The sequence below is a fragment of the Microseira wollei NIES-4236 genome, from assembly GCF_020521235.1.
Taxonomy (GTDB): Bacteria; Cyanobacteriota; Cyanobacteriia; order Cyanobacteriales; family Aerosakkonemataceae; genus Microseira; species Microseira wollei.
The window spans coordinates 1-26,859 of sequence record NZ_BLAY01000077.1 but is presented as its reverse complement, the minus strand read 5'-3'; the positions used below and the strand labels follow the sequence as shown (position 1 = coordinate 26,859).

Here is a 26,859-nt window from a genome sequence, read left to right as displayed (position 1 = left end):
TTACAAACATTGCATAAACCCGGCTTTTTGAACAATACCTTTGCCATTTTTGTCAAACACCAGCCGCCCCCAGGCTTTAGCCTGGGGCTACACAAACAAAGCCCGCCTGCGCGGGCTTTTAGAATTTCAGCCCGCGCAGGCGGGCTTAGTTTGTATAGCGATACCCTTGAGGGTATCGGCTTTTTGATCAAGGTATTGTTCAAAAAACCGGGTGTCTCGCTCCAAATCTAAGCCTTAAGGTAGTTGATCGTATACTATAGTTCTATTAGTAATGGTTTATTATCTAATCCACCATGAAAATAATAGCAATGCCAAACCGGAGATGGCTATTCTTCGTTCTATTTTGCATCGCCTTTTTGTTGCTCGCTGCGTTCTTGGGAGATATTAGCGGCGTCATCGCACAACAAGGAAATGCCAGGCAAAAATTAGTCATGGTGACATCGGCGGACTATCCCCCGTATGAATTTAGAGATACCGCCAGCGGCAAAGATGATATTATTGGCTTTGATGTAGATATTGCTAAATATATTACCAACCAACTCGGCTACGATTTGGAAATAAAAGATACAGATTTTAGCGGCATTATTCCCGCCTTGCAGTCGGGACGCGCTGACTTTGCAATGGCGGGGATGACTCCCACAGAAGAACGTCAGAAAAATGTAGATTTCTCCGATATTTATTACGAAGCTAAAAATACAATTGTTACCCGCAAAGGTAGCAATCTCAAAACCCCCAAAGATTTGTCAGGAAAAAAGGTCGGCGTCCAGTTAGGATCGACGCAAGAAAAAACGGCGAAAGAATTTAAAAATGTCCAACTTGTAGCGCTGAATAGAACCGGCGATTTGATCCAAGAAGTTAAAGCAAGGCGAATCGATGCGGCGGTGATTGAAGATACAATTGCTAAAGGATTTATCGCCAATAACCCGGATTTGCAATTTAGTACAATTCCGAGTAAACCTGAAGAAGCTGGTAGTGCGATTGCCTTCCCGAAAAATTCCCGTTTAGTCAATGATTTCAACCGCATTTTAGCAGAAATGAAACAAAGCGGCGAAATCGAAAGGTTAATCAAAAAATGGTTTGAAAATCAAGGCAAAACCGCACCCGCCACCAGTTCCAATGTCTTACCTTTCGCCAAGATAGCGCCCCGCATTCCTTTCATCCTGCAAGGAATATTAGTAACGTTACAATTCACCGCAATTTCGTTATTATTAGGCTTCATCTGGGGAACGATTTTATCTTTGTTTAAAATCTCCTCGAACAAGTTTTTGTTTTGGTTTGGCACCGTTTACACTTCGATATTTCGAGGCACGCCCCTGCTATTGCAAATTGCGTTAGTTTATTACGCAACGCCGCAATTAACGGGTTACAATATTCCCGCCTTATTAGCAGGCGTAATTACATTTACCCTCAACTCCGGGGCCTACGTTTCCGAAACCATCCGCGCCGGTATTCTGGCAATTGATAAAGGACAGCGGGAAGCTGCTTTATCTTTGGGCATTCCCTATCGACCGATGATGGCGGATATTATTTTACCCCAGGCGTTTAAAAATATTCTGCCGGCGCTGGTCAACGAAACAATTGCATTGCTTAAAGATTCATCTTTGGTTTCAGTGATTGGGGTGACTGACTTGTTACGTCGCGCCCAAATTGTAGGGGCAGAACAATACATCTACTTTGAACCCTTATTATTTGCCGGGGCAATTTACTATTTAATGGTCATGGTTTTAACATGGAGTGGTTATGTACTCGAACGCAGATTACAACGCAGCAGTTAAAGTGGAAAACCTGCATAAAGACTTTGGAAACCTCAAAGTTTTGTCAGGAATATCCACCAATATTGAACGCGGGGAAGTTGTGGCAATTATCGGGCCTTCGGGGTCGGGTAAGTCAACTTTCTTGCGGTGCATGAATTTGCTAGAAATACCAACGGCAGGGAAAATTTATATTCAAGGTGCAGATATTACCGCACCAAAAACCGATATAATGAAAGTCCGTCAAAATATCGGCATGGTGTTTCAGCATTTCCATTTGTTCCCGCACATGACGGTGCTGAAAAACGTGATGTATGCGCCAGTTAAAGTGAAGAAAGTAACAAAAGAAATAGCGCAAAGAGAAGGAATGGAATTGCTAGAAAAAGTAGGAGTATCCCAAAAAGCAAATGCTTATCCTTCCCAATTATCGGGGGGACAAAAACAACGGGTGGCGATCGCGCGCAGTCTGGCGATGAAACCGGATATTATGTTATTCGATGAACCCACTTCGGCACTCGACCCGGAAATGGTCAACGAAGTGCTAGAAGTAATGAAAGACTTGACCAAAACTGGCATTACAATGGCTATCGTCACCCACGAAATGGGGTTTGCCCGCGAAGTCGCCCACCGGATTTTATTCTTAGATCGAGGACAACTGGCGGAAGATTCCCCCCCACGGGAATTCTTTAGCAATCCGAAATGCGATCGCGCGCAGCAATTCCTAGAAAAAATGTTGTAAAGATGGTTACATGGTTATACTTTTTCTATTGTGATTTGGGGAGAAGCTCGCTATACCGCTTGCGGTTAGTGTGGGAGGATGTCACAATCAGATGCAGCAGCTAAGTATCTCCAGAGCAGTTTAATCATGGCAGATATCGCGATCGCCGCGATCTCCAGTTTTCGAGTTTGGGAAAACCGGGATTGGGAGTATGAATACTGGTCTACGGGTTGTGAAGAACTATTTGGTTACACCGTTCAAGAATTGATGGCAGACAAAACCCTGTGGTTGTCGCAGGTTTTCCCAGAGGATCGGGAAACTATCGTCATGCCGCTGTTTGAAGCGTTGTTTGCCAAACGCAATACCACCGCCGAGTATCGCTTCTATCGCAAAGATGGTTCTGTCTGTTGGATTTCCAGCACCTGTGTCTGCCAAAAGATTGAAGACAGCTGTTGGACAATCGCAGCCGTGCATCACGATATAAGCGATACTGCTACCGCAACGCTGCGCGAACGCAAGCAAGCAGAAGCAGAATCGCGCCAAACTGAAGCAGAATTCCGTGCTATGTTCAACCTGACCGGCGTAGGCATGGCACAGGCGGATATCAAAACTCGTCGCTTCCTGCGCGCGAACGCAGCCTTTTGCGCGATTACCGGATACACCGAAGCCGAATTGCTCGCCCTCACCGTTGACGATATTAACCATTCTGACGATCGCGATCTGCCACATGGGGATAGCTACCAGTCAGAAAAACGCTATCTGCGGAAAGACGGCAGCGCAATCGATGTGGAAGTGACGGTATCTGCTTTTGCGGAGGCAGGCAAGCAGTCCTATCTGGTACTGATTAAAGACATCACTGAAGTCAAGCAACTGGAAGCCTCGCGCCAGCAAGCCGAAGCGGCTGTACAGGAGTCGCATCAGCAGATGCTCGCCATTTGGGAAAGCATCACCGATGCTTATACGATGCTGGATCTGGAGTGGCGAATTGTCTACGCCAATTCCACTTCAATGCGCCAGTTGTGCCAATTGGCAAATCTGGAACCCGAAGAAATCCTCGGCAAAAGCCATTGGGAAGTGTTTCCCTGGACGGTTGGGCAGTCCATTGAGCGGGAATATCGGAGAGCGATGGCTCAACAGGTGCCGGTGCATTTAGAAGTTCTATACGAACCAACTGGGAATTGGTTTGAAATTCATGCCTATCCCTCACCTGTGGGGTTAGGACTCTACTTTAGGGATATTAGCGATCGCAAGCAATTAGAAATCGCGCTCCAAAGCAGTGCAGAAAAGTTGTGCCTCGCCCTCGATCTAAACACCATCGGCATCTGGGAGTGGCATATTGCGACGGGAGATGTGTTCTGGAACGCCAGTCACTACATTGTGTTGGGCTATCAGCCAGGGGAAATTGAACCCAGCTATCAACGCTGGCGCGATCGCGTTCATCCCGACGATATAGAGTTCGCCGAACAAAAGATTATCCAAGCTTTAGAAACTCACGCGGACTACGAAGCAGAGTTGCGCTTGGTTCTAGATGATGGCAGCATTCGCTGGCTACATAGCAAAGGGCGAGCGGTTTACGACGAGGCAGGACAACCCGTGCGGATGGTTGGGGTTGAGTACGATATCACCGATCGCAAGCTCGCCGAAGCAGCCCTGCGTCAATCGGAAGCAAAATATCGCACATTATTTAATTCCATCGACGAAGGATATTTTCTCGCCGATGTAATTTTTGACGAAAACGACCAGCCCGTTGACATCTTTTATCTGGAGGCGAATCCAGCAGCGATCGCAATGCTGGGGCAGGATTTCACCGGACGGCGGCTGCGGGAAATCAACCCGAATTACGAGTCATACTGGTATGAAATTTTCGGTTGTGTCGCCCGCACAGGTCAAGGCCAGCGTTTGGAACGATACTCTGGGCCAGATCAAACATGGTATGACTTTTACGTGTTCAAAGTCGGCGACTCAGACAGCCGCCGGATTGCCATCATTTTCCAAAACATCAGCGATCGCAAACGCCGCGAAGCAAATGCTGCCTTCTTAGCCGAAATCGCCGACGATTTCTCCCGTCTGTCATCCGCCGAAGAGATTATCCAAGCGGTAGGCGCGAAACTCGGCGCGTATCTCAACGTCACCACCTGCAACTTTTGCCAAGTGGACGAAGTTCAAGATGAGGTGGTGTATCTCGGTCGCTGGAATCCAGAAGGTGCGTTTCGCCTCCCAGACAGGATTTGCCTTTCAGAACAGGTGAGCGAGGATTTCCGCCGCCGCGTTCGTGCCGGAGAAACCATCGTCAGCGAAAACACGCAAACCAACTCCGTCACAAACCCAAAAGCCAATGCTGCAATTGGGGCGCTGTCGTTCATCACCGTGCCGTTCCACAAGGATGGCGAGTGGAAATATTTGTTCTCGATTAACGATATGCTTCCGCGCACTTGGCGCGAGGACGAAATAGAGTTGGTGCGCGAAGTAGCAAATCGCACTTTCCCGCGCCTCGATCGCGCCTGCGCCGAAGCCGCCCTGCGCGAAAACGAAGAAATGCGGCGGTTGGCACTAGCGGGCGCTCGGGCAGGCTCCTGGAACTGGGATCTGCTCACAGGCAAACTCACCTGGTCATCTGAGACGTACCATCTGCACGGACTCAATCCAGACGAGGGTTTACCTGAGTACGAAGACTGGTATAACACCCTGTTGCATCCAGACGATCGCCAATGGGTTAACGCCTACGTATTGCAAGCAATCGAGCAACGCCTGCCCGAGATCGAACTTGAATTTCGCATTATTCACCCCCAACAGGGCATTCGCTGGCTGCTCAGTCGGGGTCGCCCGACCTTGAACGATCGGGGCGAGCTAATTCGGCTCAGCGGCATCAATCTGGATATTAGCGATCGCAAGCAAGCGGAACAGGAACGGGAGCGGTTTCTTGCCGTTGGTTCGGATTTGCAAGTAATAACGGGCAGCAACGGATATTTTCTTTGGGTTAGCCCAACTTTTGAGACCACACTCGGCTGGACAGCCGAGGAAATGACATCCCGTCCCTGGACTGAGTTTGTTCACCCCGACGACATCAACCCATCTGTCACAGAAACCACAAGTCTGTTCTCTGGTAAGGAAACCATTGCGTTTGAAAACCGCTATCGGCACAAAGACGGCTCTTACCGCTGGCTGCTCTGTAAAGTACAGTCTTACCCAGAAGAACTGGTACTTTATGGGGCTGCTGTTGACATCACCGATCGCAAACAAGCGGAATTAGCGCTACAGCAGCAAATCGAACGGGAACAAGCGATCGCCGACATTTCCCAAGATATCCGGCGATCGCTAGATCTAAACGAGGTATTATCCCGCACCGTGGAACGAGTCAGACAGTTGCTCAACACAGATCGGGTAATTATCTTTCGTTTTCGCCCCGATTGGCAGGGGGAAGTCATCATGGAATCGGTGGGGGCAGAGTGGAAACCGATCCTTTCGATTACCATCTTCGATCCTTGTTTTGAGGATCGCTACATCGAACCCTATCGTCAGGGGCGCATTGCCACCATCACCGATATCGACACAGAAGACCTCAAACCATGCTACGTTGAGTTGCTCAAACAGTTTCAGGTTAAAGCCAACCTAGTCATTCCCCTGTTACAAGGCGAACAGTTATGGGGTCTGTTAATTGCCCATCAATGTTCGGCTCCCCGACAATGGGAAAATACAGAAATCGAGTTACTTCAACAACTGGCAAACCAAGTTAGCATTGCCATCCAACAATCAGAACTGTATCAAAAAATCCGCGAACAAGCAGCTTTAATTGATATCGCTACCGACGCGATTTTTGTCCGAGATTTAGACAACCGCATCTTATTTTGGAATCAAGGAGCCGAACGCTTATATGGCTGGACAGCAGCAGCAGCCCTGGGGAAAACCGCCGATGAATTGTTTGACAAAAAATCTGCATCTCAACTAGCTGAAAATCTAAATATTGCTATAGAGAAAGGCTTCTGGCAAGGCGAACTCGAACAAGTCACCAAATCCGGTAAAGAAGTAAAGGTAGCGAGTCGGTGGACGCTAGTGCGGGATGAATCCGAACAGCCCAAATCCATTCTCGTAGTCAACAGCGACATCACCGAGAAGAAACAACTGGAGAAACAGTTCTACCGCGCCCAACGCTTAGAGAGCATCGGCACTTTGGCTAGCGGCATTGCCCACGATCTCAACAATATCCTGACTCCCATTCTCGCCATTTCTCACTTGCTTCCCCTCAAATTCCGCAATCTCGACGAACAGACGCGACAAATGTTAGAGCTGCTCGAAGTCAGTGCTAACCGCGGAACGAGTTTAGTGAAACAAGTTCTCTCCTTTAGTCGGGGACAAGAAGGCCAGCGCGTAATTCTGCAAGTAGGACACCTGCTCTCGGAAGTCGTTAGCATTGCCAACAAGACATTTCCCAAATCCATCCAAATATCTACCAACATTCCGACGATGGAACTGTGGACTATCTCGGCTGATACTACCCAAATCCATCAAGTATTGATGAATCTCATCATCAACGCCCGCGATGCGATGCCCAATGGCGGCAGTTTAAAGATCTCGGCAGAAAATCGCTATCTGGATCAAAATTATGCCGGAATCAATGTGGAGGCTCAGGTAGGTTTCTATGTTATTGTTAGCATTTCCGATACAGGAATTGGCATCCCACCCGAACTGTTAGAGCGAATTTTCGATCCCTTTTTCACCACCAAGGAAATCGGTCAAGGAACGGGACTGGGACTAGCAACGGTACAGGGGATTGTGAAAAACCACGGCGGTTTTGTCAAGGTTTATAGTGAGATAGGAAATGGCACGCAATTCCAGGTTTTCTTGCCAGCCTGCGAGGGACAACTTAGCCAGCCGATCCCAGATGAGGAACTGCCCATTGGTAATGGCGAGTTGATTCTGATTGTGGATGATGAGGCCACCATTAGACAGATTGCTAAGACTTCCCTAGAAAACTACAACTACAGAACTCTCTTCGCTAGCGATGGCATTGAAGCGCTTTCCCTCTATGCCCAACACCAACAAGAAATCAGCGTAGTTTTAATGGATTTGATGATGCCAAATCTGGATGGATTGACCGCTATCCGCGCTCTGCAAAAAATTAACCCGCAGGTCAAAGCGATCGCCACTAGCGGACTTTCTGCTAATAGTGAATTGGCTTTGGCGGTTAATGTCAAGACATTTTTGTTAAAGCCTTACATGCTCAAGGATCTATTAAATGCTTTACATGAGGTGATTTCAACCACCAATTCACAGACCGATTGACTCAATTCGTTATCAAAGATGAAATTTGCGGGCGCAGCTAAATACTGTATCTCTGTCTTTTTGTCAAGGTGTAATTTCTAACTTTTATGAGGCGATTCCTTTCAGCTATATTGATAAAAACCAATACCCATTTAAGTTATGAACCCAATTCATACCTGGACTCAAGGGCGGGTGACGATTGACTTGCATCAAGAAATTTATGAAAAATTACTCAGTCGCTATGGGAATGTAACCGAATTTATAGACAAGCTACAATTTTTCAATTCCAATCTGGCTAAAGACTTAGATTTATACAATATTAGTGCTTAGACCTCCCACATCAATAAAGGCATTCACATTTTAGGCAAAAATGAGGATTTTGGCCGATTTCCTCACCCAAACTTAGCGCTAAAATGCTCTCAAGGAAAACCAGGCGCCGAGGATTTGAGAAAACAATTTTACCGCAGCATCCAATTATCTCAAGAATTTGAGCCGCTGAATTCATCAGAAAAAAACTTACTACAAATTTGCCCAGTTTATTTACATTTTCAAACCCGCAAACCCAATGGTTTTTTTAAACAAGTTCTTTTTAGGCAACGAGTCAAAAGCGGGTTAGCCTTGGGAGATACAGAAGCCGGATTCAGCGAAGAATTTTGCCGAGTTTTTGCCATGACAACCCTTGAGGAAATTAGGTGAAAATCTGCCTGGGCTTTTCATTTATATTTAGATGATAATAAACATCTTCAACTGTTAAAAATACAAAAGTTATTGATTTAATAGATTATTCAAAAAAGACAGAAAAATTTGGATCGTTAATCATAAAAATATCTGGGTTGCTGGCAACGAGGAAATAGGCAATACTAAATATATTATTATCGATCAAAGCGAAGATTTTTGGCCGACCATCGCGCCAGAAACATCTACAAACCCTGTTTCTTCAAGAAACCGGGTTCTTACTTGTCCTTGTAAGCACAGGGAAATGGGGAGACAAGAAAAGACTTGCACCAGACGAGGGAGGAGGGGAAAACTTTCGCTGATGAACAGATGCTTTACTTTTCCCTATTTCCCTTTCCCTTTTTTAGTGAAAAAATTATGTATCATTCCAATCAGGATGCATTAGAGAAAGTTGCCTTGCGATCGCATCAATAATCTTTCGAATTTCATCACAGGGAGATATTCATGATGACCTTGCTAGCTCACAACACACCAACTACCCCGATCAAGGTTTTGATTGTCGAAGACGAACCAATCGTAGCAGAAAACGTCGCCAGGAATTTAAAGCAGCAAGGGTATGAGGTAGCAGGGTTAGCCAAAACTGGGGAAGATGCGATTCTAGCAGCTGGCGCTACTCATCCCGACATTGTGTTAATGGATATTATGCTCAAGGGAGAAATCGACGGGGTGGAAGCAGCAAGGCAAATTCGTCACCAGTGGGGAATTCCTATAATTTACATGACCGCTTATGCGGATAAAACCACTTTAGCACGGGCGAAACAGACAGAACCCTACGGCTACCTAGTCAAGCCGTTTAAACCTCAGGACATGTGGACAACAATCGAGATCGCAATTAAAAGACATCAAGTTGACAAAGCAATGATAGCGCGTCACGCCGCGCAACTCCAATTTATCCAAGAGTATATGGAGCAGTTGGTGGGATACGCCAGCTTCACCCAGCTTCCCCACCGCCTGTCATTGCAAAACGAGTTCGAGCGGATAGTTAATTCCATCCCGCCCCTGAAAAATATTAATGGCAAAACTCGAAATATTCCATCTCTATTTGCCCCCGTTTTTTGTTTGCGCTTAGATCGGTTACAGCGACTGAGTAATAGTTTAGGATGTGAAAAAAGCGATTTGTTACTCAAACTCGTAGCGCAGCGACTGACTTCTCATCTTGGTAGGTGTGGTGTTCTCGCTCGTTTAAACGCCGATGATGAATTTGCCATTCTTCTAGATCCAGGGGCGTGCAAAACTGAAGTTAGTAATGCCGCCCAGCAACTTTTAGAGGTTTTTTCCCAACCTTTCCTACTTTACCAACAGGAAATTTTTCTCACAGCTAGTATTGGCATTGCCATTTATTCCCGCGATGGTTTTCATCTCGAACAATTACTAACTAAAAGCAAAAAAGCCATGAATTACGCCCAGCAAAAAGGAGGAAATCGCTACGAGTTTTATACGGCGCTTCTCAACAAAATTTTTTCGGAAGATCTGGCCTTATAAACTGACATGCGCTATGCTTTAGAACGGGAAGAACTCCAGCTTTACTATCAACCTAAAGTCAATCTTGAAACGGGTAAAATTATCGGTGCTGAAGCTCTCTTGCGCTGGCATCATCCAGAACGCGGTTTCGTTTCTCCCGGTCAATTTATTCCTTTATCTGAGGAAACAGGTTTAATTGAAACGATCGGAGAATGGGTTTTAGAAACTGCTTTTGGGCATACTCAGGCGCTCCATCAAGCTGGATTAGGGTGGCTCCGAGTGGCAGTAAATTTATCCGGTTGTCAATTTAGAAAATCGGATTTGCGCCAGCAATTAGTCCAAATTAGCTTTAAGGCGGGACTCGACCCAAAATCTATCGATTTGGAGTTGACCGAAACTATTCTGATCGAAGATATTGCCATGGCTATTCACAAATTAAAAGCCTTAAAGGCACTGGGAATAAAAATCGTTGATGATTTTGGGACTGGCTATTCTTCTTTAAATTATTTGCGCAACTTCCCGGTTGATATTCTCAAAATAGACCAGTGTTTTATCCGGAATATCGACAAAAATAGCAAAAATCAAGCGATTACTAAAGCCCTGATTTATATGGCTCATCAACTCAAACTAAAAGTCATTGCTGAAGGGGTAGAAACAGAAAGAGAGCTGGCTTTTTTACAGGAAAATCAATGTAATGAAATTCAAGGTTATTTATTTAGTCGCCCCTTACCGCTAGAAGAATTTAAACAGTTAGTGCTAAGTGGCAAAACCTTGACAAAAAAGTATGAAGGATGAAAAATGGCTAATTGCTAATGGCTAATTGCTAATGGCTAATTGCTAATGGCTAATGGCTAATGGCTAATTGCTAATTGCTAAGTCTGATTTATCCTATGCCCCCTATGTCTTCCCTAAACTACGACGACCTTTTTAATACAATCGAAGAATTAGTGCTGCACCATTCTCCCAGCGGTGACGAGACCAAAATCGATCGATGGTTGATGCATCGATTTGAGTCAAAGCGAGTAAAAGCTTGGTTAGATCGGGCGGGAAATGCGATCGCACACCTGCCAGGTAAAGATTCTACCAGAGCGATCGCTATCACCGCCCACAAAGACGAAATTGGCGCAATTGTCAAGACCATCGGCGACCGAGGAAGGGTAGAAGTCCGCAAGCTAGGCGGCTCATTTCCCTGGGTTTACGGCGAGGGCGTCGTAGACTTATTGGGAGATAACGAAACCATCAGCGGCATTCTTTCTTTTGGTTCTCGCCACGTCTCCCACGAATCTCCCCAAAAAGCGCAACAGGAAGATAAACCCCTCACCTGGGAAGATGCTTGGGTAGAAACTAAATGCACCCAAGAAGAACTGGAAACCGCTGGAATTCGACCCGGAACCCGCATGGTAATCGGAAAACATCGCAAGCGACCTTTGCGATTAAAAGATTACATTGCCAGTTATACGCTTGATAATAAAGCCTCGGTGGCGATTTTATTAGCCGTCGCCGAACAGGTAAAACAGCCTGCGGTGGATATCTATTTGGTAGCATCGGCAAAAGAAGAAGTCGGCGCCATTGGGGCGCTTTACTTTACCAACAATCAGCGCTTAGATGCCTTAATTGCCCTCGAAATTTGTCCCCTCTCAAAAGAATATCCCATAGAAGATGGGGAAGCGCCCGTACTTCTATCCCAGGATGGATACGGAATTTACGATGAAATGCTAAACAAACAACTGCGGCGAGTAGCAAAAGAAAAAAACATCCCCGTACAACTAGCAACTATTAGCGGTTTTGGTAGCGACGCTTCGATTGCGATGAAATTCGGGCACGTATCCCGCGCCGCCTGTCTGAGTTTTCCTACCCAGAATACTCATGGATATGAGATAGCTCATTTGGGAGCGATCGCTAATTGTATCGATATCCTCTGTGCTTATTGCGAAAGTGATTTTAGTCATTAGTTAATCCAAGTTGCTAATGGCTAATGGCTAATGGCTAATGGCTAATATATGATTTTTACTGACATTAGCCATTAGCTACTATGTATGAGATAACTAGCAACTTGAGTTAGTTATCAGGGGGTTGCGATATCTCTTCTGGGGTATCATCTGATAAACCTTCTACCTCCAGTCTGAGCGATTTTGCTAGGTCTTTCAGGGAAACCCCTAACTCTCGTGCTAGTGCGATTGGGCGAAGCGGATATGCCTCCCTTCGCTTGCGCGAACGCCCTTTGGGCGAATCCCATTGTCAAAACGCGGCATTTTTCGTCCTCCCTCCCATTCTGCGATCGTCCGGTAACTAAGATTTATGCGTCGCCCTAAATCTTCCTGAGACAGGTTCAAGCTTTCTCTAAGTTCTTTTAACGTCGGTTCTCGTTGATTTTGGCTTTCTAACATGCTTTTGAGTCATTAGTCATGGGTTAGCTTCATCATCAGATTGCGATCGCTCTTCTGGGGTATCGTTGACTAAATCCGCTACATCTATTCCCATAGACTTTGCCAGGACTTTGAGGGACACTCCCAACTCGCGGGCTAATGCGACGGCGCGATCAAACCGAGGAATCGACTCTCCTCTCTGCCAATCACCGATAATCCGAATTCCTACATTGATTCGGCGACTTAACTCAGGCTGCGTTAGATTTGCTCTTTCTCGCAGTGATTTCAAAGTGGGTTGTTCTTGCGACTTCATGGGTCATCTTTGGTTTGCGATCGCTCTTTTGGCGCGTCGTCGAGTAAACCTTCTACCCCCAGTCCGATGGATTTTGCTAGGACTTTCAGGGAAACCCCTAACTCTCGTGCTAGTGCGATCGCATTGTCGAAACGCGGCACTTTTCGCCCTCCCTCCCATTCGGCGATCGTCCGGTAACTAAGATTTATGCGTCGCCCTAAATCTTCCTGAGACAGGTTCAAGCTTTCTCTAAGTTCTTTTAACGTCGGTTCTCGTTGATTTTGGCTTTCTGACATACGACACTGAAGTTTCCACACCATAGTGTTGACAAATTTGGCTTTCAACACTAAAGTGTTGATTTAGAGGCAAAAAAGAACAGCAAACAGTATTGGGTTGCCAATTCAGGCAGCAATACACGTTTGCCATTTCCTCAGTTTCTCATTGGTACAGATTTATATAACAGAGGTTTGTCTGATGAACCATACTTGCAACGGCGCTACCCTTGCGTCTCGTTTCCCGTGGGCAATTGTCCGCCAATTGCCTAACTTGCAGCGCATTACCGTCGCCCGACTTCGCAACCGTAGCGATGCAGAAGGGCATCTGATGGCGTTGCGGCGATTGATTCCCCACGCTGAGTTTACGATTTTGTTCGACCTAACTGGGGAATAATAATGGCGCGATCGCATACATAGGCGCGTGCGATCGCTTCGCTCAGACGGGCAAGATGACCATCCCACAAAGCCCAAAAAATTCTTGTGGGGTGGGCATCCTGCCTGCCTTTGAGGTTGTTTTGTGGAGAGGTCTATAACGCACCCTACAAGAGCCGCGATCGCTCTGTTGTACTATCGTCAGGTACGCCTTCTACATCCAACCGTATGGCGATCGCGCACGCGCCGACTGGATAAAGTGCGATCGCCCCAAGGAGATTTTCAATCTTTTTCTGTGTCGCCTTGCATTGGCGCATCATCCGGAATACCCTCAATGTCCAGTCGCATCGCTAGTGCAAGGGTTTTCAAAGACACCCCCAACTCACGCGCCAATGCGAGTGCGTTATCAAATCGCGGTACTTTCTTCCCTCCTTCCCATTCACCAATAGTCCGAAAACTCAGATTCAGTCTTCGTGCCAACTCCTCTTGAGAGATGTCTAGATTGTTCCGGAGGTTTTTCAAAGTTAACTCTTTTTCTGTCGGATCTGCGCTCATTTAACACTAAAGTATTCACACTATAGGTGACATAACCAGCGTCTTACACTAAAGTGTGAGTAGATAGACACAATCAAGGGCAGACAGTCCGGATCGCCTTTGGGGACGCAACCAGTCGCGCCTGCCCGATCTTGTGAAGGGCGATCGCATGGGAGTGCGATCGCCCCAACTAAACACAACTAACTACAAGGATAGAACGATGAACGACATTCACAACAGCGCCTTGCATAGCGCGGCTTTTCCCGTGGGCAATTATCCGCCAATTCCCTAACTTGCAGCGCATTACCGTCGCCCGACTTCGCAATCGCAGCGATGCCCAAGGGCATCTGATTGCCTTGCGGCGATTGATTCCCCACGCTGAGTTTACGATCGCGTTCGACTTAACCGGGGAATAATGTAGGTGCGATCGCATACATAGGGGCGTGCGATCGCGTTGATTAGACCTGTTGCCCAAATAACTCAGACGGGCAAGATGCCCATCCCACAAAGGCCAAAAAATTCTTGTGGGGTGGGCATCCTGCCTGCCCTTGAGGTTGTTTTCTGGAGAGATCTGGTAGTTATCAGGGGGTTGCGATCGCGATCGCGATCGCCCTAAACCTGCGGTGCATAGACCACATACCCGCGAGGTGGTGCCCAAAATTGAGCGCGACCATCAGCATAGGCACGTTGGTTATTAGGCGTATCCATTTGTTGACGGCTCCACCAAGCCACAGGCTTAAATTCTACATTATGCCATTGGGTTGATACCCATGCTCCATTCCAGCGATCGCCTCTATTATTGAGAACGAAAACTAAGCCAGGTTTGCCATCCCGGCCAGTCCGTTGCATGATATATAAATTGTCATCTACCCACAGAATATTTGTAGAACCTGCGGCAAGAGTTTCGTGAACCTTTACCAGTGCAGTAATTCCATTGGGTGTTCCTTCTTTGGCTAAACCCAAATTGTAGTAGTCTTGCCAATAAACACAGGGATAGCCTTCATGGGTGAGAATGAAGCTGTAAGCCAAAAGTTTATCATTGATAATTGGAGGAGTATCTCCACCTCTAAAATCATGGTTATCAACAAAAGTGACCGCGCTAAAGGGCTGGCCTTTAACTACAGTTCCATCGGTCGCTAATTGTCTCAGGCTAAATCCAAATTTATCGCAGAGATCTTTTAATTTATATCTCAGAGGAAAGTCGAAGGCATCAACTGGATTGTCGTTCCATTCATTGACGTCTTTGAGCCAGTCGTTGATTTCGCGATCGCTTGACCAGTTTTCGGCAACGCCATAGGGCTTAAACGGCTGACCGTTTTTGGTATATCTTCCCTCTTGGATTGCCTTAGTAACCCAAGTACCGTAACCTTTAACAAAATCATACCGAAACCCATCAAAGCCAATTTCTTCAAGTAGCCATTTGGCTAAATTAAAGATCTCTATATAGACGTATGGATTACGATGGCAGAGGTCTGGCATATCTCCAAAGGTTGCACCATCCCAGGTTTCATAAGAACTGGGGTGAAAACATTTCCAATCGCGCAGAAATTTGCCACTTTTTACCTTTTTAAACTCTGTCCATCGAGACTTTCCGTCTATTGGATTAACTTTTTGCTCATCAGCACCGTTATTGTGATTGATGACCATATCAGCGATCGCAGTTAGATTATGTGAGTGAGCCAAATTAATCAGATCGAGTAATGCTTGCTTTGACCCAAACCATGTTTCGACGCGACCTTTTTGATCGTACTCACCAAGATCGTAATAATCGTAAGGATCGTAGCCCATAGATGCGCCATCAATATTTGCTGGTTTGTGTGCCGGAGGCAGCCATAAGGATGAAAAGCCTGCTGCAGCGAGGGCAGGAATTTTTTCCTGAATGTAGTTCCACCAAGTAAATTCTTTATTATCTACTTTGGGACAATCCCAGTAGAAAGCTTGCATCATTACACCCATGTTTATCTCCTCTTAAAATGCGTTCAATCAAGGCTTATTACTGCGACTCTTTAGTTTTTCAAGAATTGATAGTGCCGTACACCGCTCTCTACGCACCCTACAAGAGGTGCGATCGCATTAGCTAAACGATTTAACCGCAGAGTTTAGTGCCCACATCGTTAAGTAACATGTACGTCCCTGACGGTTGCTTAACAATCTGCGCTCAGATCTACTAGCTGTCAACCAAAACTTGGAAAAAGAGTCACGGTCATTATAGTTTGGAGCATCAGCATGAGTCCAGTTTTGGCTGAAGGCATAATATTGCCACGGCTGTGAATAGCCTGGATCTTGTCGATTAATATCATCGAATTTAGGTTTCCAATTGGAAAGAGCCAGAAATTCAAAATTGTCAAATTCCGTCAGGTTTCCCTGATGATAAACCTTGTTCGCGTGAGCTGGAACTCCCATGTCTTGAATCATGTGGAGCATTACACCTAAAAGAAAGTATGCTTGCTCCTTTTTACCTTGACGATAAGCCGTCAAACTGTCCTGCCACCAACCCTGGATGTCATTGCAGCCTTCATTGGTTCCCTGGTGTTGTAATCGCTTAGCCTCAAAATCTATTCCGTACTTTGTCCCTGAAACTGGCAGTTCATGCAGTTCTGCATTTGCTCCTTCAATAATCACGTTCCGAAATTGCTGCAATTCTGGATACTGAACTTGGAGTTGCTCGATAGCCCATTCTGTCAGGTAACTATGAGTTGGATGGGTGGGATTGCCAGCAGCACTGTCCCAAGCCAAAGCACTAGAAGAAATCAACATCATGTTGGTAACTATAAAGATAGAAGAAAAAAGTGCGACAAAACGTTGGCATTTTAACTGCAAGATCATAATATAACCTACCGATTATTACAAATTTACCTCATAGCATCCCAATAGCCCAATCAAGACCCTGGTTAAAAGCGATCGCGATCGCATCTCTTCTCAAGTCAATTTCCTCAATGCGATCGCAATCCTACCCTTCGTCTATGTTCTTTCCAAAACAACCTCCGGTGTAGCTTCCACAACGGTTATGGAAGCGAGACAGAATTCAATTAACCCAGCGGAAATTTCGGCTATGATATTCAACGCTTCGGAATAGGGAGGTTGAAATTCTTTTCCCGTTTCGATCACCCCAGCTAGAACTTTGTGCTTGCTAGCATCAATAAAGTGACGGCTGTAAGCGTAATCATCCGAAGTGGCTGTGGTGGGATAGAGTCCCACACTTGGTTGAATCTTGTAGACTCTACCTCTGACAGTTTTGATCGCATCTCTGACTCGATTGCAGGTTGTTGTAAACCAATTCAAGTCTGCTAGAGGAATGTATTCTTTATAGTTGGCATCTCCAACCTTTCCACGTAAGCCATCGTAGACAGAGTTGTAAAAGTTCATGATTGGATTGTTTGTCTGGTTCTCGTCGTCTCCCCAGGGATACATTACCAACTCCGAATAGGAATGGATATCTAGCATCGTGGTGATATTTTTATACGTATCCAGCAAATAGCGAACATTGCGGATTTCTGGTTCTGAGAACGCTGCATTGCCCTTGAAAATATCGTCACGAGGATTGGAGCTAGTCCCAATTCCACTTGACCAGAGAAAATCGAAGTTGCGATTGAGGTCAACTCCTAGCCGGGACTGACCTGGGTTAGGGTTGCGGTTCTTGCGCCACATTGGATCTCCCGTGGGAGACTGCACAAACGCTCGTCCGTCCGGGTTGACCAGCGGAAAGATAAACAGATCCAATTTGTTGACAATCTCTTGAATAGTAGAGGCATCGTAGGATTTTTTGCCAAACTGTAGTCCTGTCCCCGCTTTGTATGCCTGACACAACTTCAAGGCAAAGGATAATAGCAAGTCGGGGTTGACTAACTCGCGAGCATGAACACCTCCTATCAGCAAAATACCCGGACGATTGCCATCCGATCCGTTGGCAATTTTAATTGCTCTGCTCGTCCTTTTTTCCCAGGTTTGCTCTGGTAGCTGGATCGCTTGGCAGATTGAGGGATAGGAAGAGGACAGGTATTGCAGACTGGACTCTATCCCTGCTACCGTTAAATATCCCGCCGGTGGTGCGGCGCTTTCTTCCTCGCCGCGCTCTTCTCCCATTGCCTGCATCCACTCTGGAAATCCAGTCACCTCTTGAGTGGCGCGTGCGCGTTTGGAAGATTCTGCCTCAACCAGCACTCGGTAACCGCCCTCAACCAACCGCTCAATTTCTGCTAAAGTGAGCAACCCCTCAATGGTAAATTCATCATTTTCTGAAGCTTTTGCCGTTGCCTGGAACAAATCTAAGTGGTAATCACCAAGGTTAAGAAGGGCGCGTCGGTTGGCAGCGAACACGGTGACAAAAAATTTACGCATCATAATCATAATCCTCCTCTTGCTTTTCCAAGTTTATTATCAAAATTGATCGCACTTTATGCGTCGATTATTCATGGCATCGATTTCTCAGTTTCGGATTTTAAATCAGTCCATGAAGCAGTTACATCACGAGAAATTTTCACGCTCGCTTTTTTCTGGCTCGCAGTAGGGGAAAAACATCAGCATAAACCCCAACAACAGTATCCCCCTCGCCCGCAATCAGACGTTCCTCTGCTGGGCTATCATAGACAACGAGAATGGAGTTTGCTCCTCCATAGAGAGTCAATCCTTCAGCGCGATCGCGCTTTTTACTGTGAGGAATATCTCCGAGATATTCTAATTGCTCATTCTTTTGACTAGAAAGGCTGTTATCTTTCAAAGTCAAGGGCTGTTTTAACCGGAATAAGGAATGGGCACCATCATGATCCATTGTTGGCCCTGCGAGAATGAGCAAGTCGCCACTATCTCCCTCAAAACATAGCTCTCGAATTCCTAATCCATCCAGCTCGAGGAAATGTCGCTTGTATTCTCTGCCATTGTCGCTAATTGCTTTGAGGTTTAGCTGATTAGACGATCCTGCTTCGACTTCAATTTCTAGCAAGATGGCGATGCCGCGCAGCACTGGCCCTCGTAAGCCAATGAAAACTTTGTTGCCACGAACTGCTAATCCTTCAATATCAAGACCATTCTCTTTGCTGGGAAGATAGAAATAAAATTCTTTTCCCGGTAAAGAATTATTATCCTCACCTGCAATAATCTGTGGAAGATCTAGATATTCATCTTTTGCTAGTGCTTTGGTTAGCGAATTATTACTGCCATGACGCTTTAACCAGGCTCTTTTTGGAGATTTAGCTTCTAGATCGCCAGCTTCATTAACAGGAATCCGAGCTAATAGATATCGGTTTTCTTGGCGTTCTATCTGTTTAAGCTCTTTTCTTTCGACTTGAAATTTATCTCGAGCGATTTTGACTTTTTTGCGCTTACTACTGTGAGAGCCTATAATCCAAAGAAAACCATCACAATAGTCTATTCCTTCTACATCCACTTCTCCTTTATCTTCATCAAAATCATCAATGAATTTTTTAAATTCAAAGCGAGCGTGTTTTCCAAATCCTCCATCTTCTAGTAGAGTGAATCTCTCTATGGCTGTCAATTCATCAGTACCTAACCATAGATACTTGCCTTGATGGGATACAACCACCCCCGATAAATTGTTGACTATCTGGTCTCTAACTTCAGATTTCAGCTCGGGAGCGCAGAGGATTTTTACTCGCTCTAATTTGGCCAATTCTGCCATTTTCCTCATCCCTCCTAATCAATAAAATAGATAGCTCAGAACCACGCCCAAAGTACTCACTACATGGTGCTTACTTCGTCGATGGCTGCTAAGTCTTCCAGAGCCTGTGGGCGAACTGTTAGTCTAATTTTGTTGCTAGAAACTTGCAGATCTTCCGGATCTAATCTAGATGCCTGGGCTATCCTCGTGCCTACAGCTTCAGCATCAGCCCCATTGTGAAGCACAACATCGATATCAACAGGTTGTTGTGCCATCGATGTTTCGATGGGACCTAGTTCTAGAAGGTTAGCTGTAGCAACGGGTGACGAGGAGCGTAATCGCAGAGCTACTTTAACCTCTTGTGGGTAGACACCTGCAAACTCCACATAGGGAAGAGCCTGAACAGCAGCCAAGGAAGCAGGAGGAAATCTGCATACGTAGGCATTCTCAGGATGATACTCCAGAATCTCCAGTCCCAAACTACTAAGTTCGCTCTCTTGGGTAGGAGAAAGGGGAGCAGTAAACTGAACGAGCGCATAGTTTGACGCAGAACTATCAGGACTATCTAACCCAGCACTTCTGACCGCCGTAGATTGGGTAGTGGGATCGAAATAAATATTGTTAATCGTGATTCTAGACATTGTTTTACCTCAAGTAACAATCAAGGAAATAAAACGATCGCTCCCTCGGTCTGAGTTCTCCCCCCACCCCATCTGCGGAAATCGTCCTAATTGCGCGCCCAAGCAGATTTAAAAACTTGGGGATTAGCCAACAAACTTAATACTTTTTAACATCTACCTCAAATATAGGTTATGTTAGTAATAGCCTAACTCATCCAATTAATGATAGGGCTATATTTGATGGTGCGTTAACAAAGTGTAACGCCCCTACAAAATCGGCGATCGCAGTTGAATTTCTACGGCTGGGTTCATAGAGCTTGCCCCTAGAGGAAACTTCGCTCACAGCCCAGTCTGCTGAATTTTGCCATGTGATATCATGTCCGTTGAATTGCCCATAATAAAAAAACCTCACAGAGTCGTTGCGTAGGGAAAATTATTAACGTTATCTGTTTGTCCGAGATATCTATGATGTTCCCTACTCCTAATTTTGGGTAATCGACCGGACATGATATGACAGTTCAAGGTGCGTCAGAGCGGCTCTAACTTCGAGTCCAGTATTGCGTTGCTGGAGGAGTTCTTACCCCACATCCATTCCAACCATTTTGCCAATATTTGACCCTATTGTTGCTCAAAATTTGGATATAGCCCCTAACTGTAGTGCTACATCTTTGTGGATCGATTCGTTCAGTAGTAATATTGATTCTATTTGAACCAGCGTATGTACCGCGAATAATATGGTTGAAGGCACCATTATCGCAACTACCTTCGACGTAACTTCCGTTATCACGATAAAATTCAATTGGACAGTCTCCACTGCCTTGCCAGCTGCCAATCATACTGAAAGATTGTCCTAGCATTGCTGATGGTATCGTAACAGTAGCAGTAATAGTAATTAGAGAAAGGACAAATCGCTTCATAATTATCTCTCCTTGCATGAATCTAGACTCAGAAAATCAGAATTGATCCTAGGGGTGGTGCGTTACACCGCTGATAATGCACCCTACAAGATTGGCGATCGCACTACTGGCTACTATTGCTGGTGGTTTGTATTACTGTTTCGTAAATGAAAACACACCCGTTTGCGGGCCAGCAGTAGATCTCATTGTCCCAGACATTCCATAATCGTAGCAGTGTCCGCTCCAAACCTGATTCCATCTGTCTCTTCGCATAGTAAAATCCGAGTCAGTTACTGTTCCATAAACAGGTTCTCCATCTCCGAAAATCCCATTCCAAGTGTTACCTTGTACGCTGTTCACTACCATCCTGTATTTCCAAATTGTCTGCGGTGCATCAGACCAAGTATGAGTATTTGAGAATACAAAACCTGGACGGACAAATGTCGTGCATGACGTTACTACACCACCTGTGGGAAGCGGGAGTGAAGAAGAATTATTTCTAGAGGACATATCAGAAGGATTGATCGATATAGGGCTAGAGACGACACGAGCAAAACGAACTGGTCGAAAGCCAGCAATACAGGATTTTCCGTCGTTAGTTGCTGCGTTTTCCAGAGCTTCACGATAACCATATGCAAAGGCAGCACCCGTACTAACACACAAATGCTCCTGTGATTCACCCCAAAGAGCATAACGATAATTGGAATGAGTGGGAGGTGGAGACTGAGGGGGAAATACTCGGTTGGTGCCTTGAGCATAGACTCTGATGCCACCCCATCCGGGAAAGCGTTCGAAGGGTATGTTTCTGCATTCTCCTGCCTTAACCAAATACCAACCTTTAACTATTCCAATACTGCCTGCACCATCCCAATCAGCTCTGTCACGCCCAAATTGATGTAAAGCCACATCAAGGTTTTCTCCAGAGTTATTACAAATAGTAATAGTACTAGCCTGAACTGGTTGAGCATCCAATAACCAAACAGAAACTCCTACAGCCAATAATGAACCAAGAAAAAGATGATAAGTTTTCATAATTCTAAATCCTCGTTTACTTACAAGAGCCGCCAATCATTGAAAACCTTGAGTATAGGTTCCAATTGTTCCTCCCATATCTGCCTGGAAAAACCTTTTATCTTGGCAGTGAGAGTTAGCGGGTTCAGGTGAGGGAGGACATACTGTAAATCTGTAGTCATCGCCCCAAACATTTCCGGCTTCATCGTAAGCATGAAAATAGATATATCGATTCGCAATTCTGTCTTGTGCATCAAGAATTAATGCTGTTTCCCCAGGAGCTAATTGCCAATATCCATTTGTTAGCCAACAATCGGAACAATCTGGACCAGTTATATTTCCCACTACAGGTTCTCTTTTATAATGGGCTGCAACCCAGATAGTTCTTCCTGTCCTATTAGCTATATAGACTGTGAAGTAAAAAGGAGTAAAAGGTCTTCCATTTGGCGTACAGTTTGTTTCCTAAGGAAAACAGAAGAGATCTGCTTTTTCTGGCAAGGCATAGTTAAGCGTACAGACAAGGCTACCCAGCACTGCAAGAGAATTGAGGATTATTTTGTGTGACGTCTTCATATGTTTTTTTACTCGCTCATTTTTAGGCAACTAATTTATGGATTAAAGCTATAATAAAACCTCCCATAGTGTGAACCCATATCAACTTCTTTTTCAGGCCATAAACTACTACCATCTACAGCTCTTGCCGACAAATAAATATTACGTCCAACAGCATCGTTGATGAGCAAGGCACTTTCGCCTGGGCTAAAATCCCAACTATAAGTTACCCAATTAGTTATGTCATCACAATTTGCTCCTCCTCCATCAACTGTAGAACAAGATTGTCCTCTTCTACTTTCAAAATAATTCATGTATCTGGCTGTTACAATAATTCGTTGTTGAGTATTGTTTTTGACATATACACTGAATCTCGATGCAAGCATACTGCCATTATCACGAGGATTCGTCGGATCTAACGTGCAACCTAGTCTGTCTAGCCAACCACTACCACATGGTCTAGCATCCACCTTAGATATAAATGCCAAATTTGTAGTTATTGCTATAGCGGACAAAGAAGTTAAAAATAATATTGATATGTGATGGGTTTTCATAGTATCTCTTCCTGGCAAGCATTACAGTTTTTACTCTTTGTGAACTTATTGTGATATTAACTTGAATATCTTGTTCGATGGTATAACGATATAGGAAGACAAAATTGCGTTAAAGCGCAAACCAGAAATCGCTTATTCGTATCAACATATTCAAAAGTTGAGATATAATATCGAATATAGCTGGTCAAATTTTATTGTTAAAATAAATAAAGATTTATGATTTTGTATTAGTAAAAACCTATTAACTTAATAACACCGTTCTTAACATAAAGAATAATCGCGAATTACCTGCGCTCTCTATTAATACCAAGCAGATCGCACACCTAACACTACCCTTCCCTAACTTCATCCCAATGTAAGCAAAATGGTACTCCGCAAAACATGGCAACGCAGCGCTCTCTGGCTGGGAATAGGCTGGAGCCTTTTGTGGAGCGTGCTTCTAGCCGATCTTCCCTTGGTTCAACACCTCGATCTCTCTCAACGCGATCGCCTAATCCGCCTCAACCATCCCCGCACCCCACCCCCAGAAATTGTTCTAGTCACTATTTCCCAAGCAGACTTAAAAACCTGGGGATTAGCCAACGAACCGACTATTTATAGCAATCTCGTCAATCGCCTCCTCGACGCAGATGCAGCGGTGGTGGTGCTGAATTTACTGCCCAATTGGGTGCAAACCTCAGATCATCCGAATAACCCGATCAAAACCCTGGTTAAAAGCCATAGCGATCGCATTGTCCTAGTCCTCCCCACCTCCAGGGCCACCGGGCCTCACCCCACTGAATGGCGCAGTTACGAATATTTCCTACCTTTAACCGACAAAGGCGAACCCCTGTTTACACCCCAGTCGATTCTAGGCTTTGCTGAATACGAGCCAGAAGCCAAACATCCTCAGAGTGTCCGCAGTACCGCTCGTCAAGCGAGTTTATCTGGGCAATTTACCCTCACCCACAATTTAGACCGCATCCAAGCCCTCGATTCAGCAGCTTTACTCACCCTGAAGAAATTTAAACCCCAGAAGCAACCCTTCCGCACCCCTCAGACTCCGATTCAAATTCATTTTTGGGGAGCAAGGGGAACCTTCCCCACCCTTAAAGTTCAATCGGTTTTGAGCAACAACTCATCCCTACCACAAGTCCGCAACAAAATCGTCGTGGTGGGATTTTCAGATATTAATAACCCTGATGCCTTTGCCATTCGCTCTCCTTTTGGCGAACTGATGCCCGCAGTCGAATTACAAGCCAACCTGCTGGCGAGTTTGCTCGCGGGATCTTTTGATCAAATAGTTCCAAATTGGCTACAAAAAGCCCTGATTGTATTGGGCGGTATCTTGATTAGCCAATGGATAGTTTTTGGTAAGCTTGACCGTCGTGCTAGAAAGCGATACTGGTATTGGCTCTATCCCGTTTTAGGATTAAGTGGGTTTAGTCTTGTCAGCGTGGTGCTGTTTGGGCAGGGCTGGATTTTACCTATTACACTGCCTCTAGTCACCTGGACTGCAACGGGCGTATCTGTATTTATCTCATTACTGTTGGGTGTCCAAAAAGACCTGATCCACCAGCAACAGTGTGAAATCGATCGCCTGCATTCGATCGAGCAAGCAGCGGCAATATCCCAGACGAAAAAAATGCTACATCGGATTGCTGCTAATATCCACGCAGGTCCCCTCCAAGAACTAAAGCTGGTCATGGATCGACTGGAAATGCTTCAGATTAATGGAGAAGCGTTAAATCTCGACCCAGTTTTAGATCAATTGGAAAGCTTAGGGCATCACCTGCGCCAACAGCTTAATCAAGCTCGCGCCATTACCCTAGAAATCACACCGGAATTAAAAGCGGGATTAGACGCTGGCATTCGGGCAAAGCTACAACAACTGGTCAATTCTGGAGAACTCAACCTCCGAATTATTCAACAGTTGCAACCCCTAGAAGAACCCGAATCCAACAGCCTCTGGCTTGAAGCTCGCGAGGATATTTACCATTTCTTTTGTGAAGCCATTCATAACGTCATTCGCCATGCCCAATCCCCTCACGGAACAGCCACGCAGGTGCAGGTGAGCTTGTGCCAGCAAGATCGGCACTGTACCCTAACGATTGAGAACGATGGCGCAAAACTAGACCCCTCAATTTTCGAGTCTTCGACGATGCCCAGAACGCGGGGCGGGTACGGCATGAAATTGATGAAAATGATTGCTGCGGAACTTCCCAATGGAACTTTGGAGTGCGTTGCTTTGCCAGAGGGTGGAGTGCGAGTACAACTCTCTTGGCATCAAGCGTTTAATTAGTTGAATCAGTTCAACCGTTTTTAGCCTCAATTTTCCAAGCGAGACAAGGAAACTTATCATCTCCAGGACTGAGGCAAACAAACTAAGGTGATACGAAAAATCCTTGGGAAAGGCAACCAGAGAGCAAGGTCGAAACCGGGTTTCTGGCAACGCGCTTGCGTAAGTCCCGATCTCCAGACAGCAGAAAAGTTTTAGGACTAGGATCGATAAAACCAGTTCCAGTTATGCTTGGAGGCTATGGAATCTAAACCTCCTCTGTTTCTGATCCTCGAAGATCACCCAGAAGTCGCGCAGAACAACTATCTGTTTCTGCAAAAGCTAGAGCCAGAAGCGATTTGTCAGATCGCTCAGACTCATACTGAAGTATTAGAACGCCTCCAGTTGGAAATCCCCGATATCGTCATCATCGATCTGCTATTTGGCACCGCGACAGGCGAACAATCCGCGCAAGCGAGCCTAGCTTTGTTGCAACAGATTTTTCACGACTATCCGATGCTGAATATCCTGATTTATACCAGCGAGTATGGATATTTAAAGCCACTGACCAAATCGATCAGCCGCCACCAGGGAGGTTTTGTCGTCGTCAGTAAATTGGAACGACGGAAAGCGTTTTTAGAGGGAGTCAAACACGCCTTGGATGGCAAACTAGAGATTCCCAGAGAACTGCGTTACGACATCGATTTAGACGAACGAGAGATGCAAGTGCTGATCTTGTTGTGTCGGGAATCTCTGACCGATAAAGCGATCGCAATGCGCCTCAACTTATCCTTGAAAACCATCCAGAATTGCGTACAACGCCTCAAGGCAAAACTGAGCATCGACTATCTCGATGAAAACGATACCAGCACCCGCGTTGCCCTCTGCATGGAAGCCGTTCGGCGCAAACTAATAGTGCTTTGACACTCCCCGCGCCTGTTGGTACGGGGATTCTTAAGACATTGCGGTCTTAATATCCTTGGTTTCAAGGTTCCCAGGCTCACCGCCTTTGTCCAAAGGACGCGGTGATACGCCAGTTGCTCCACTTGGGGAAACCCCTTGACCGCACTGGCTCTTCTCCTTACGATATTTCGGGCGTTTAGCGGTATTACCCGCAGGTTCCGTCGAGTCCCGGCGTACCATTTCCAATACTCTATCTCTGATAGTTTTCGCAGCAAAAATATCAGCATGGGCGAAAAATCCGCAAGCCGAACAGATGAACTTTTCACCGTCGCGATTTGAACGGTCAATATGCCCACAATTTCTGCATTCTGTGCTGGAATGCCTTGGATTAATCTTGATAGCAATCTTTCCTTGCTTCGCAGCGAGATAGTCGATCTTTAAGATCAATTCATTCCAAGCAGCATCAGAGATAGCGCGATTTAAACCAACTTTTCTAGATTGCCCATTTGGTAAAAACCTTCCACTTTCCTCATCTTTCTTCACCCGACAGCGACGCAACATACCGGAGACGTTTAAATCCTCCAAGGCAATAGCATCCACCTGTCGGCTGGTAATAGTTTTTGCTATCCACCATTGAGCGAGCTTGTCGCTTATCCGCAATCTTTTTATGCAGGCGTCCAACTTTTTGG

Annotated in this window: 27 protein-coding genes; 11 read left to right on the top strand and 16 right to left on the bottom strand. The window is 45.6% G+C overall.

Going from position 1 to position 26,859, the window contains the following annotated elements:
* Window positions 1–308: 308 nt before the first annotated feature.
* The 8 genes from MiSe_RS23965 (at window position 309) to MiSe_RS23930 (ending at window position 11,876) form a co-directional block, all read left to right on the top strand.
* On the top strand, window positions 309–1,775 hold the full coding sequence (locus tag MiSe_RS23965) for an ABC transporter substrate-binding protein/permease (RefSeq protein WP_226585587.1): 1,467 nt from the start codon (window positions 309–311) through the stop codon (window positions 1,773–1,775).
* Entirely contained in the window at window positions 1,741–2,490 is a 750-nt protein-coding gene (locus tag MiSe_RS23960; RefSeq protein ID WP_226585585.1) for an amino acid ABC transporter ATP-binding protein, read from the top strand. The genes MiSe_RS23965 and MiSe_RS23960 overlap by 35 nt, the downstream gene beginning before the upstream one ends.
* Window positions 2,491–2,568: 78 nt before the next feature.
* Window positions 2,569–7,749, top strand: a complete 5,181-nt coding sequence (locus MiSe_RS23955; RefSeq protein ID WP_226585583.1) for a PAS domain S-box protein — start codon at window positions 2,569–2,571, stop codon at window positions 7,747–7,749.
* A gap of 138 nt (window positions 7,750–7,887) precedes the next feature.
* Window positions 7,888–8,058 carry a hypothetical protein gene (locus MiSe_RS23950; protein WP_226585581.1) on the top strand — a complete coding sequence of 57 codons (171 nt, stop codon included), beginning with the start codon at window positions 7,888–7,890 and terminating at the stop codon, window positions 8,056–8,058.
* Between the two features lie 114 nt (window positions 8,059–8,172).
* Window positions 8,173–8,424, top strand: coding sequence for a hypothetical protein (locus MiSe_RS23945; protein ID WP_226585579.1), 252 nt, complete (start codon window positions 8,173–8,175; stop codon window positions 8,422–8,424).
* A gap of 483 nt (window positions 8,425–8,907) precedes the next feature.
* Window positions 8,908–9,945, top strand: coding sequence for a response regulator (locus MiSe_RS23940; protein ID WP_226585577.1), 1,038 nt, complete (start codon window positions 8,908–8,910; stop codon window positions 9,943–9,945).
* Window positions 9,946–9,951: 6 nt separating this feature from the next.
* Window positions 9,952–10,719, top strand: a complete 768-nt coding sequence (locus tag MiSe_RS23935) for a putative bifunctional diguanylate cyclase/phosphodiesterase (protein ID WP_226585575.1) — start codon at window positions 9,952–9,954, stop codon at window positions 10,717–10,719.
* A 104-nt stretch (window positions 10,720–10,823) separates the two neighbouring features.
* Window positions 10,824–11,876 (top strand): M42 family metallopeptidase, encoded by a 1,053-nt coding sequence (locus tag MiSe_RS23930; protein WP_226585572.1) that lies wholly within the window; start codon window positions 10,824–10,826, stop codon window positions 11,874–11,876.
* Between the two features lie 216 nt (window positions 11,877–12,092).
* On the opposite strand, the gene MiSe_RS23925 is transcribed toward MiSe_RS23930, so the two are convergent.
* Genes MiSe_RS23925 through MiSe_RS23915 form a run of 3 tightly spaced genes read right to left on the bottom strand, consistent with a single transcriptional unit; the run spans window position 12,093 to window position 12,878 of the window.
* Window positions 12,093–12,311 (bottom strand): helix-turn-helix domain-containing protein, encoded by a 219-nt coding sequence (locus tag MiSe_RS23925; protein ID WP_226585570.1) that lies wholly within the window; start codon window positions 12,309–12,311, stop codon window positions 12,093–12,095.
* Between the two features lie 16 nt (window positions 12,312–12,327).
* Window positions 12,328–12,603, bottom strand: a complete 276-nt coding sequence (locus MiSe_RS23920) for a helix-turn-helix domain-containing protein (RefSeq protein ID WP_226585568.1) — start codon at window positions 12,601–12,603, stop codon at window positions 12,328–12,330.
* Window positions 12,600–12,878: a helix-turn-helix transcriptional regulator gene (locus MiSe_RS23915; protein ID WP_226585566.1), complete on the bottom strand. Its 279-nt coding sequence runs from the start codon at window positions 12,876–12,878 to the stop codon at window positions 12,600–12,602. Before MiSe_RS23915 ends, MiSe_RS23920 begins: the two co-directional genes overlap by 4 nt.
* 178 nt (window positions 12,879–13,056) lie before the next feature.
* On the opposite strand from MiSe_RS23915, the gene MiSe_RS23910 reads away from it, so the two are divergent.
* Entirely contained in the window at window positions 13,057–13,251 is a 195-nt protein-coding gene (locus MiSe_RS23910) for a hypothetical protein (protein ID WP_226585564.1), read from the top strand.
* A 145-nt stretch (window positions 13,252–13,396) separates the two neighbouring features.
* Here the strand turns inward: MiSe_RS23910 and MiSe_RS23905 are convergent, their stop codons facing one another.
* From MiSe_RS23905 to MiSe_RS23850, 12 genes are all read right to left on the bottom strand, one after another.
* A complete protein-coding gene (locus MiSe_RS23905) occupies window positions 13,397–13,549 on the bottom strand; it encodes a hypothetical protein (protein ID WP_226585562.1) in 153 nt (50 codons plus the stop codon).
* Window positions 13,512–13,784 (bottom strand): helix-turn-helix transcriptional regulator, encoded by a 273-nt coding sequence (locus MiSe_RS23900; protein WP_226585560.1) that lies wholly within the window; start codon window positions 13,782–13,784, stop codon window positions 13,512–13,514. The genes MiSe_RS23905 and MiSe_RS23900 overlap by 38 nt, the downstream gene beginning before the upstream one ends.
* Before the next feature lie 169 nt (window positions 13,785–13,953).
* Window positions 13,954–14,421: a hypothetical protein gene (locus MiSe_RS23895; protein ID WP_226585558.1), complete on the bottom strand. Its 468-nt coding sequence runs from the start codon at window positions 14,419–14,421 to the stop codon at window positions 13,954–13,956.
* Window positions 14,376–15,719: an alpha-amylase gene (locus tag MiSe_RS23890; RefSeq protein ID WP_264196671.1), complete on the bottom strand. Its 1,344-nt coding sequence runs from the start codon at window positions 15,717–15,719 to the stop codon at window positions 14,376–14,378. Before MiSe_RS23890 ends, MiSe_RS23895 begins: the two co-directional genes overlap by 46 nt.
* A 117-nt stretch (window positions 15,720–15,836) precedes the next feature.
* Window positions 15,837–16,589 (bottom strand): phospholipase C/P1 nuclease family protein, encoded by a 753-nt coding sequence (locus MiSe_RS23885; protein ID WP_226585557.1) that lies wholly within the window; start codon window positions 16,587–16,589, stop codon window positions 15,837–15,839.
* 135 nt (window positions 16,590–16,724) lie between these two features.
* Window positions 16,725–18,104 (bottom strand): M14 family metallopeptidase, encoded by a 1,380-nt coding sequence (locus tag MiSe_RS23880; RefSeq protein WP_226585556.1) that lies wholly within the window; start codon window positions 18,102–18,104, stop codon window positions 16,725–16,727.
* 136 nt (window positions 18,105–18,240) lie between these two features.
* Entirely contained in the window at window positions 18,241–19,398 is a 1,158-nt protein-coding gene (locus MiSe_RS23875; protein ID WP_226585555.1) for a DUF3616 domain-containing protein, read from the bottom strand.
* Window positions 19,399–19,457: 59 nt separating this feature from the next.
* Entirely contained in the window at window positions 19,458–20,018 is a 561-nt protein-coding gene (locus MiSe_RS23870; RefSeq protein ID WP_226585554.1) for a DUF8729 domain-containing protein, read from the bottom strand.
* A gap of 518 nt (window positions 20,019–20,536) precedes the next feature.
* Entirely contained in the window at window positions 20,537–20,914 is a 378-nt protein-coding gene (locus tag MiSe_RS23865; protein ID WP_226585553.1) for a hypothetical protein, read from the bottom strand.
* A 132-nt stretch (window positions 20,915–21,046) separates the two neighbouring features.
* A complete protein-coding gene (locus tag MiSe_RS23860) occupies window positions 21,047–21,925 on the bottom strand; it encodes a hypothetical protein (RefSeq protein WP_226585552.1) in 879 nt (292 codons plus the stop codon).
* 36 nt (window positions 21,926–21,961) lie between these two features.
* Window positions 21,962–22,249, bottom strand: coding sequence for a hypothetical protein (locus tag MiSe_RS23855; protein ID WP_373872853.1), 288 nt, complete (start codon window positions 22,247–22,249; stop codon window positions 21,962–21,964).
* 263 nt (window positions 22,250–22,512) lie between these two features.
* Window positions 22,513–23,010, bottom strand: coding sequence for a hypothetical protein (locus tag MiSe_RS23850; protein WP_226585550.1), 498 nt, complete (start codon window positions 23,008–23,010; stop codon window positions 22,513–22,515).
* Between the two features lie 364 nt (window positions 23,011–23,374).
* Between MiSe_RS23850 and MiSe_RS23845 the strand changes: the two genes are divergently transcribed.
* Window positions 23,375–25,291, top strand: a complete 1,917-nt coding sequence (locus MiSe_RS23845) for a CHASE2 domain-containing protein (RefSeq protein WP_226585548.1) — start codon at window positions 23,375–23,377, stop codon at window positions 25,289–25,291.
* A 237-nt stretch (window positions 25,292–25,528) separates the two neighbouring features.
* Window positions 25,529–26,191 (top strand): LuxR C-terminal-related transcriptional regulator, encoded by a 663-nt coding sequence (locus MiSe_RS23840; RefSeq protein ID WP_226585546.1) that lies wholly within the window; start codon window positions 25,529–25,531, stop codon window positions 26,189–26,191.
* A gap of 30 nt (window positions 26,192–26,221) precedes the next feature.
* Here MiSe_RS23840 and MiSe_RS23835 read toward each other — a convergent pair.
* A partial coding sequence (locus MiSe_RS23835) for a zinc ribbon domain-containing protein (protein ID WP_226585543.1) occupies window positions 26,222–26,859 on the bottom strand: 638 nt, incomplete at its 5' end.

What these genes read in the sequence shown, in the direction of transcription:
- MiSe_RS23965 (WP_226585587.1), top strand. Translation starts at nt 309, where the DNA reads ATGCCAAACCGGAGATGGCTATTCTTCGTTCTATTTTGCATCGCCTTT.
- MiSe_RS23960 (WP_226585585.1), top strand. Translation starts at nt 1,741, where the DNA reads ATGTACTCGAACGCAGATTACAACGCAGCAGTTAAAGTGGAAAACCTG.
- MiSe_RS23955 (WP_226585583.1), top strand. Translation starts at nt 2,569, where the DNA reads ATGTCACAATCAGATGCAGCAGCTAAGTATCTCCAGAGCAGTTTAATC.
- MiSe_RS23950 (WP_226585581.1), top strand. Translation starts at nt 7,888, where the DNA reads ATGAACCCAATTCATACCTGGACTCAAGGGCGGGTGACGATTGACTTG.
- MiSe_RS23940 (WP_226585577.1), top strand. Translation starts at nt 8,908, where the DNA reads ATGATGACCTTGCTAGCTCACAACACACCAACTACCCCGATCAAGGTT.
- MiSe_RS23935 (WP_226585575.1), top strand. Translation starts at nt 9,952, where the DNA reads ATGCGCTATGCTTTAGAACGGGAAGAACTCCAGCTTTACTATCAACCT.
- MiSe_RS23930 (WP_226585572.1), top strand. Translation starts at nt 10,824, where the DNA reads ATGTCTTCCCTAAACTACGACGACCTTTTTAATACAATCGAAGAATTA.
- MiSe_RS23925 (WP_226585570.1), bottom strand. Translation starts at nt 12,311, where the DNA reads ATGTTAGAAAGCCAAAATCAACGAGAACCGACGTTAAAAGAACTTAGA.
- MiSe_RS23920 (WP_226585568.1), bottom strand. Translation starts at nt 12,603, where the DNA reads ATGAAGTCGCAAGAACAACCCACTTTGAAATCACTGCGAGAAAGAGCA.
- MiSe_RS23915 (WP_226585566.1), bottom strand. Translation starts at nt 12,878, where the DNA reads ATGTCAGAAAGCCAAAATCAACGAGAACCGACGTTAAAAGAACTTAGA.
- MiSe_RS23910 (WP_226585564.1), top strand. Translation starts at nt 13,057, where the DNA reads ATGAACCATACTTGCAACGGCGCTACCCTTGCGTCTCGTTTCCCGTGG.
- MiSe_RS23905 (WP_226585562.1), bottom strand. Translation starts at nt 13,549, where the DNA reads ATGATGCGCCAATGCAAGGCGACACAGAAAAAGATTGAAAATCTCCTT.
- MiSe_RS23900 (WP_226585560.1), bottom strand. Translation starts at nt 13,784, where the DNA reads ATGAGCGCAGATCCGACAGAAAAAGAGTTAACTTTGAAAAACCTCCGG.
- MiSe_RS23890 (WP_264196671.1), bottom strand. Translation starts at nt 15,719, where the DNA reads ATGGGTGTAATGATGCAAGCTTTCTACTGGGATTGTCCCAAAGTAGAT.
- MiSe_RS23885 (WP_226585557.1), bottom strand. Translation starts at nt 16,589, where the DNA reads ATGATCTTGCAGTTAAAATGCCAACGTTTTGTCGCACTTTTTTCTTCT.
- MiSe_RS23880 (WP_226585556.1), bottom strand. Translation starts at nt 18,104, where the DNA reads ATGATGCGTAAATTTTTTGTCACCGTGTTCGCTGCCAACCGACGCGCC.
- MiSe_RS23875 (WP_226585555.1), bottom strand. Translation starts at nt 19,398, where the DNA reads ATGGCAGAATTGGCCAAATTAGAGCGAGTAAAAATCCTCTGCGCTCCC.
- MiSe_RS23870 (WP_226585554.1), bottom strand. Translation starts at nt 20,018, where the DNA reads ATGTCTAGAATCACGATTAACAATATTTATTTCGATCCCACTACCCAA.
- MiSe_RS23865 (WP_226585553.1), bottom strand. Translation starts at nt 20,914, where the DNA reads ATGAAGCGATTTGTCCTTTCTCTAATTACTATTACTGCTACTGTTACG.
- MiSe_RS23860 (WP_226585552.1), bottom strand. Translation starts at nt 21,925, where the DNA reads ATGAAAACTTATCATCTTTTTCTTGGTTCATTATTGGCTGTAGGAGTT.
- MiSe_RS23850 (WP_226585550.1), bottom strand. Translation starts at nt 23,010, where the DNA reads ATGAAAACCCATCACATATCAATATTATTTTTAACTTCTTTGTCCGCT.
- MiSe_RS23845 (WP_226585548.1), top strand. Translation starts at nt 23,375, where the DNA reads ATGGTACTCCGCAAAACATGGCAACGCAGCGCTCTCTGGCTGGGAATA.
- MiSe_RS23840 (WP_226585546.1), top strand. Translation starts at nt 25,529, where the DNA reads ATGGAATCTAAACCTCCTCTGTTTCTGATCCTCGAAGATCACCCAGAA.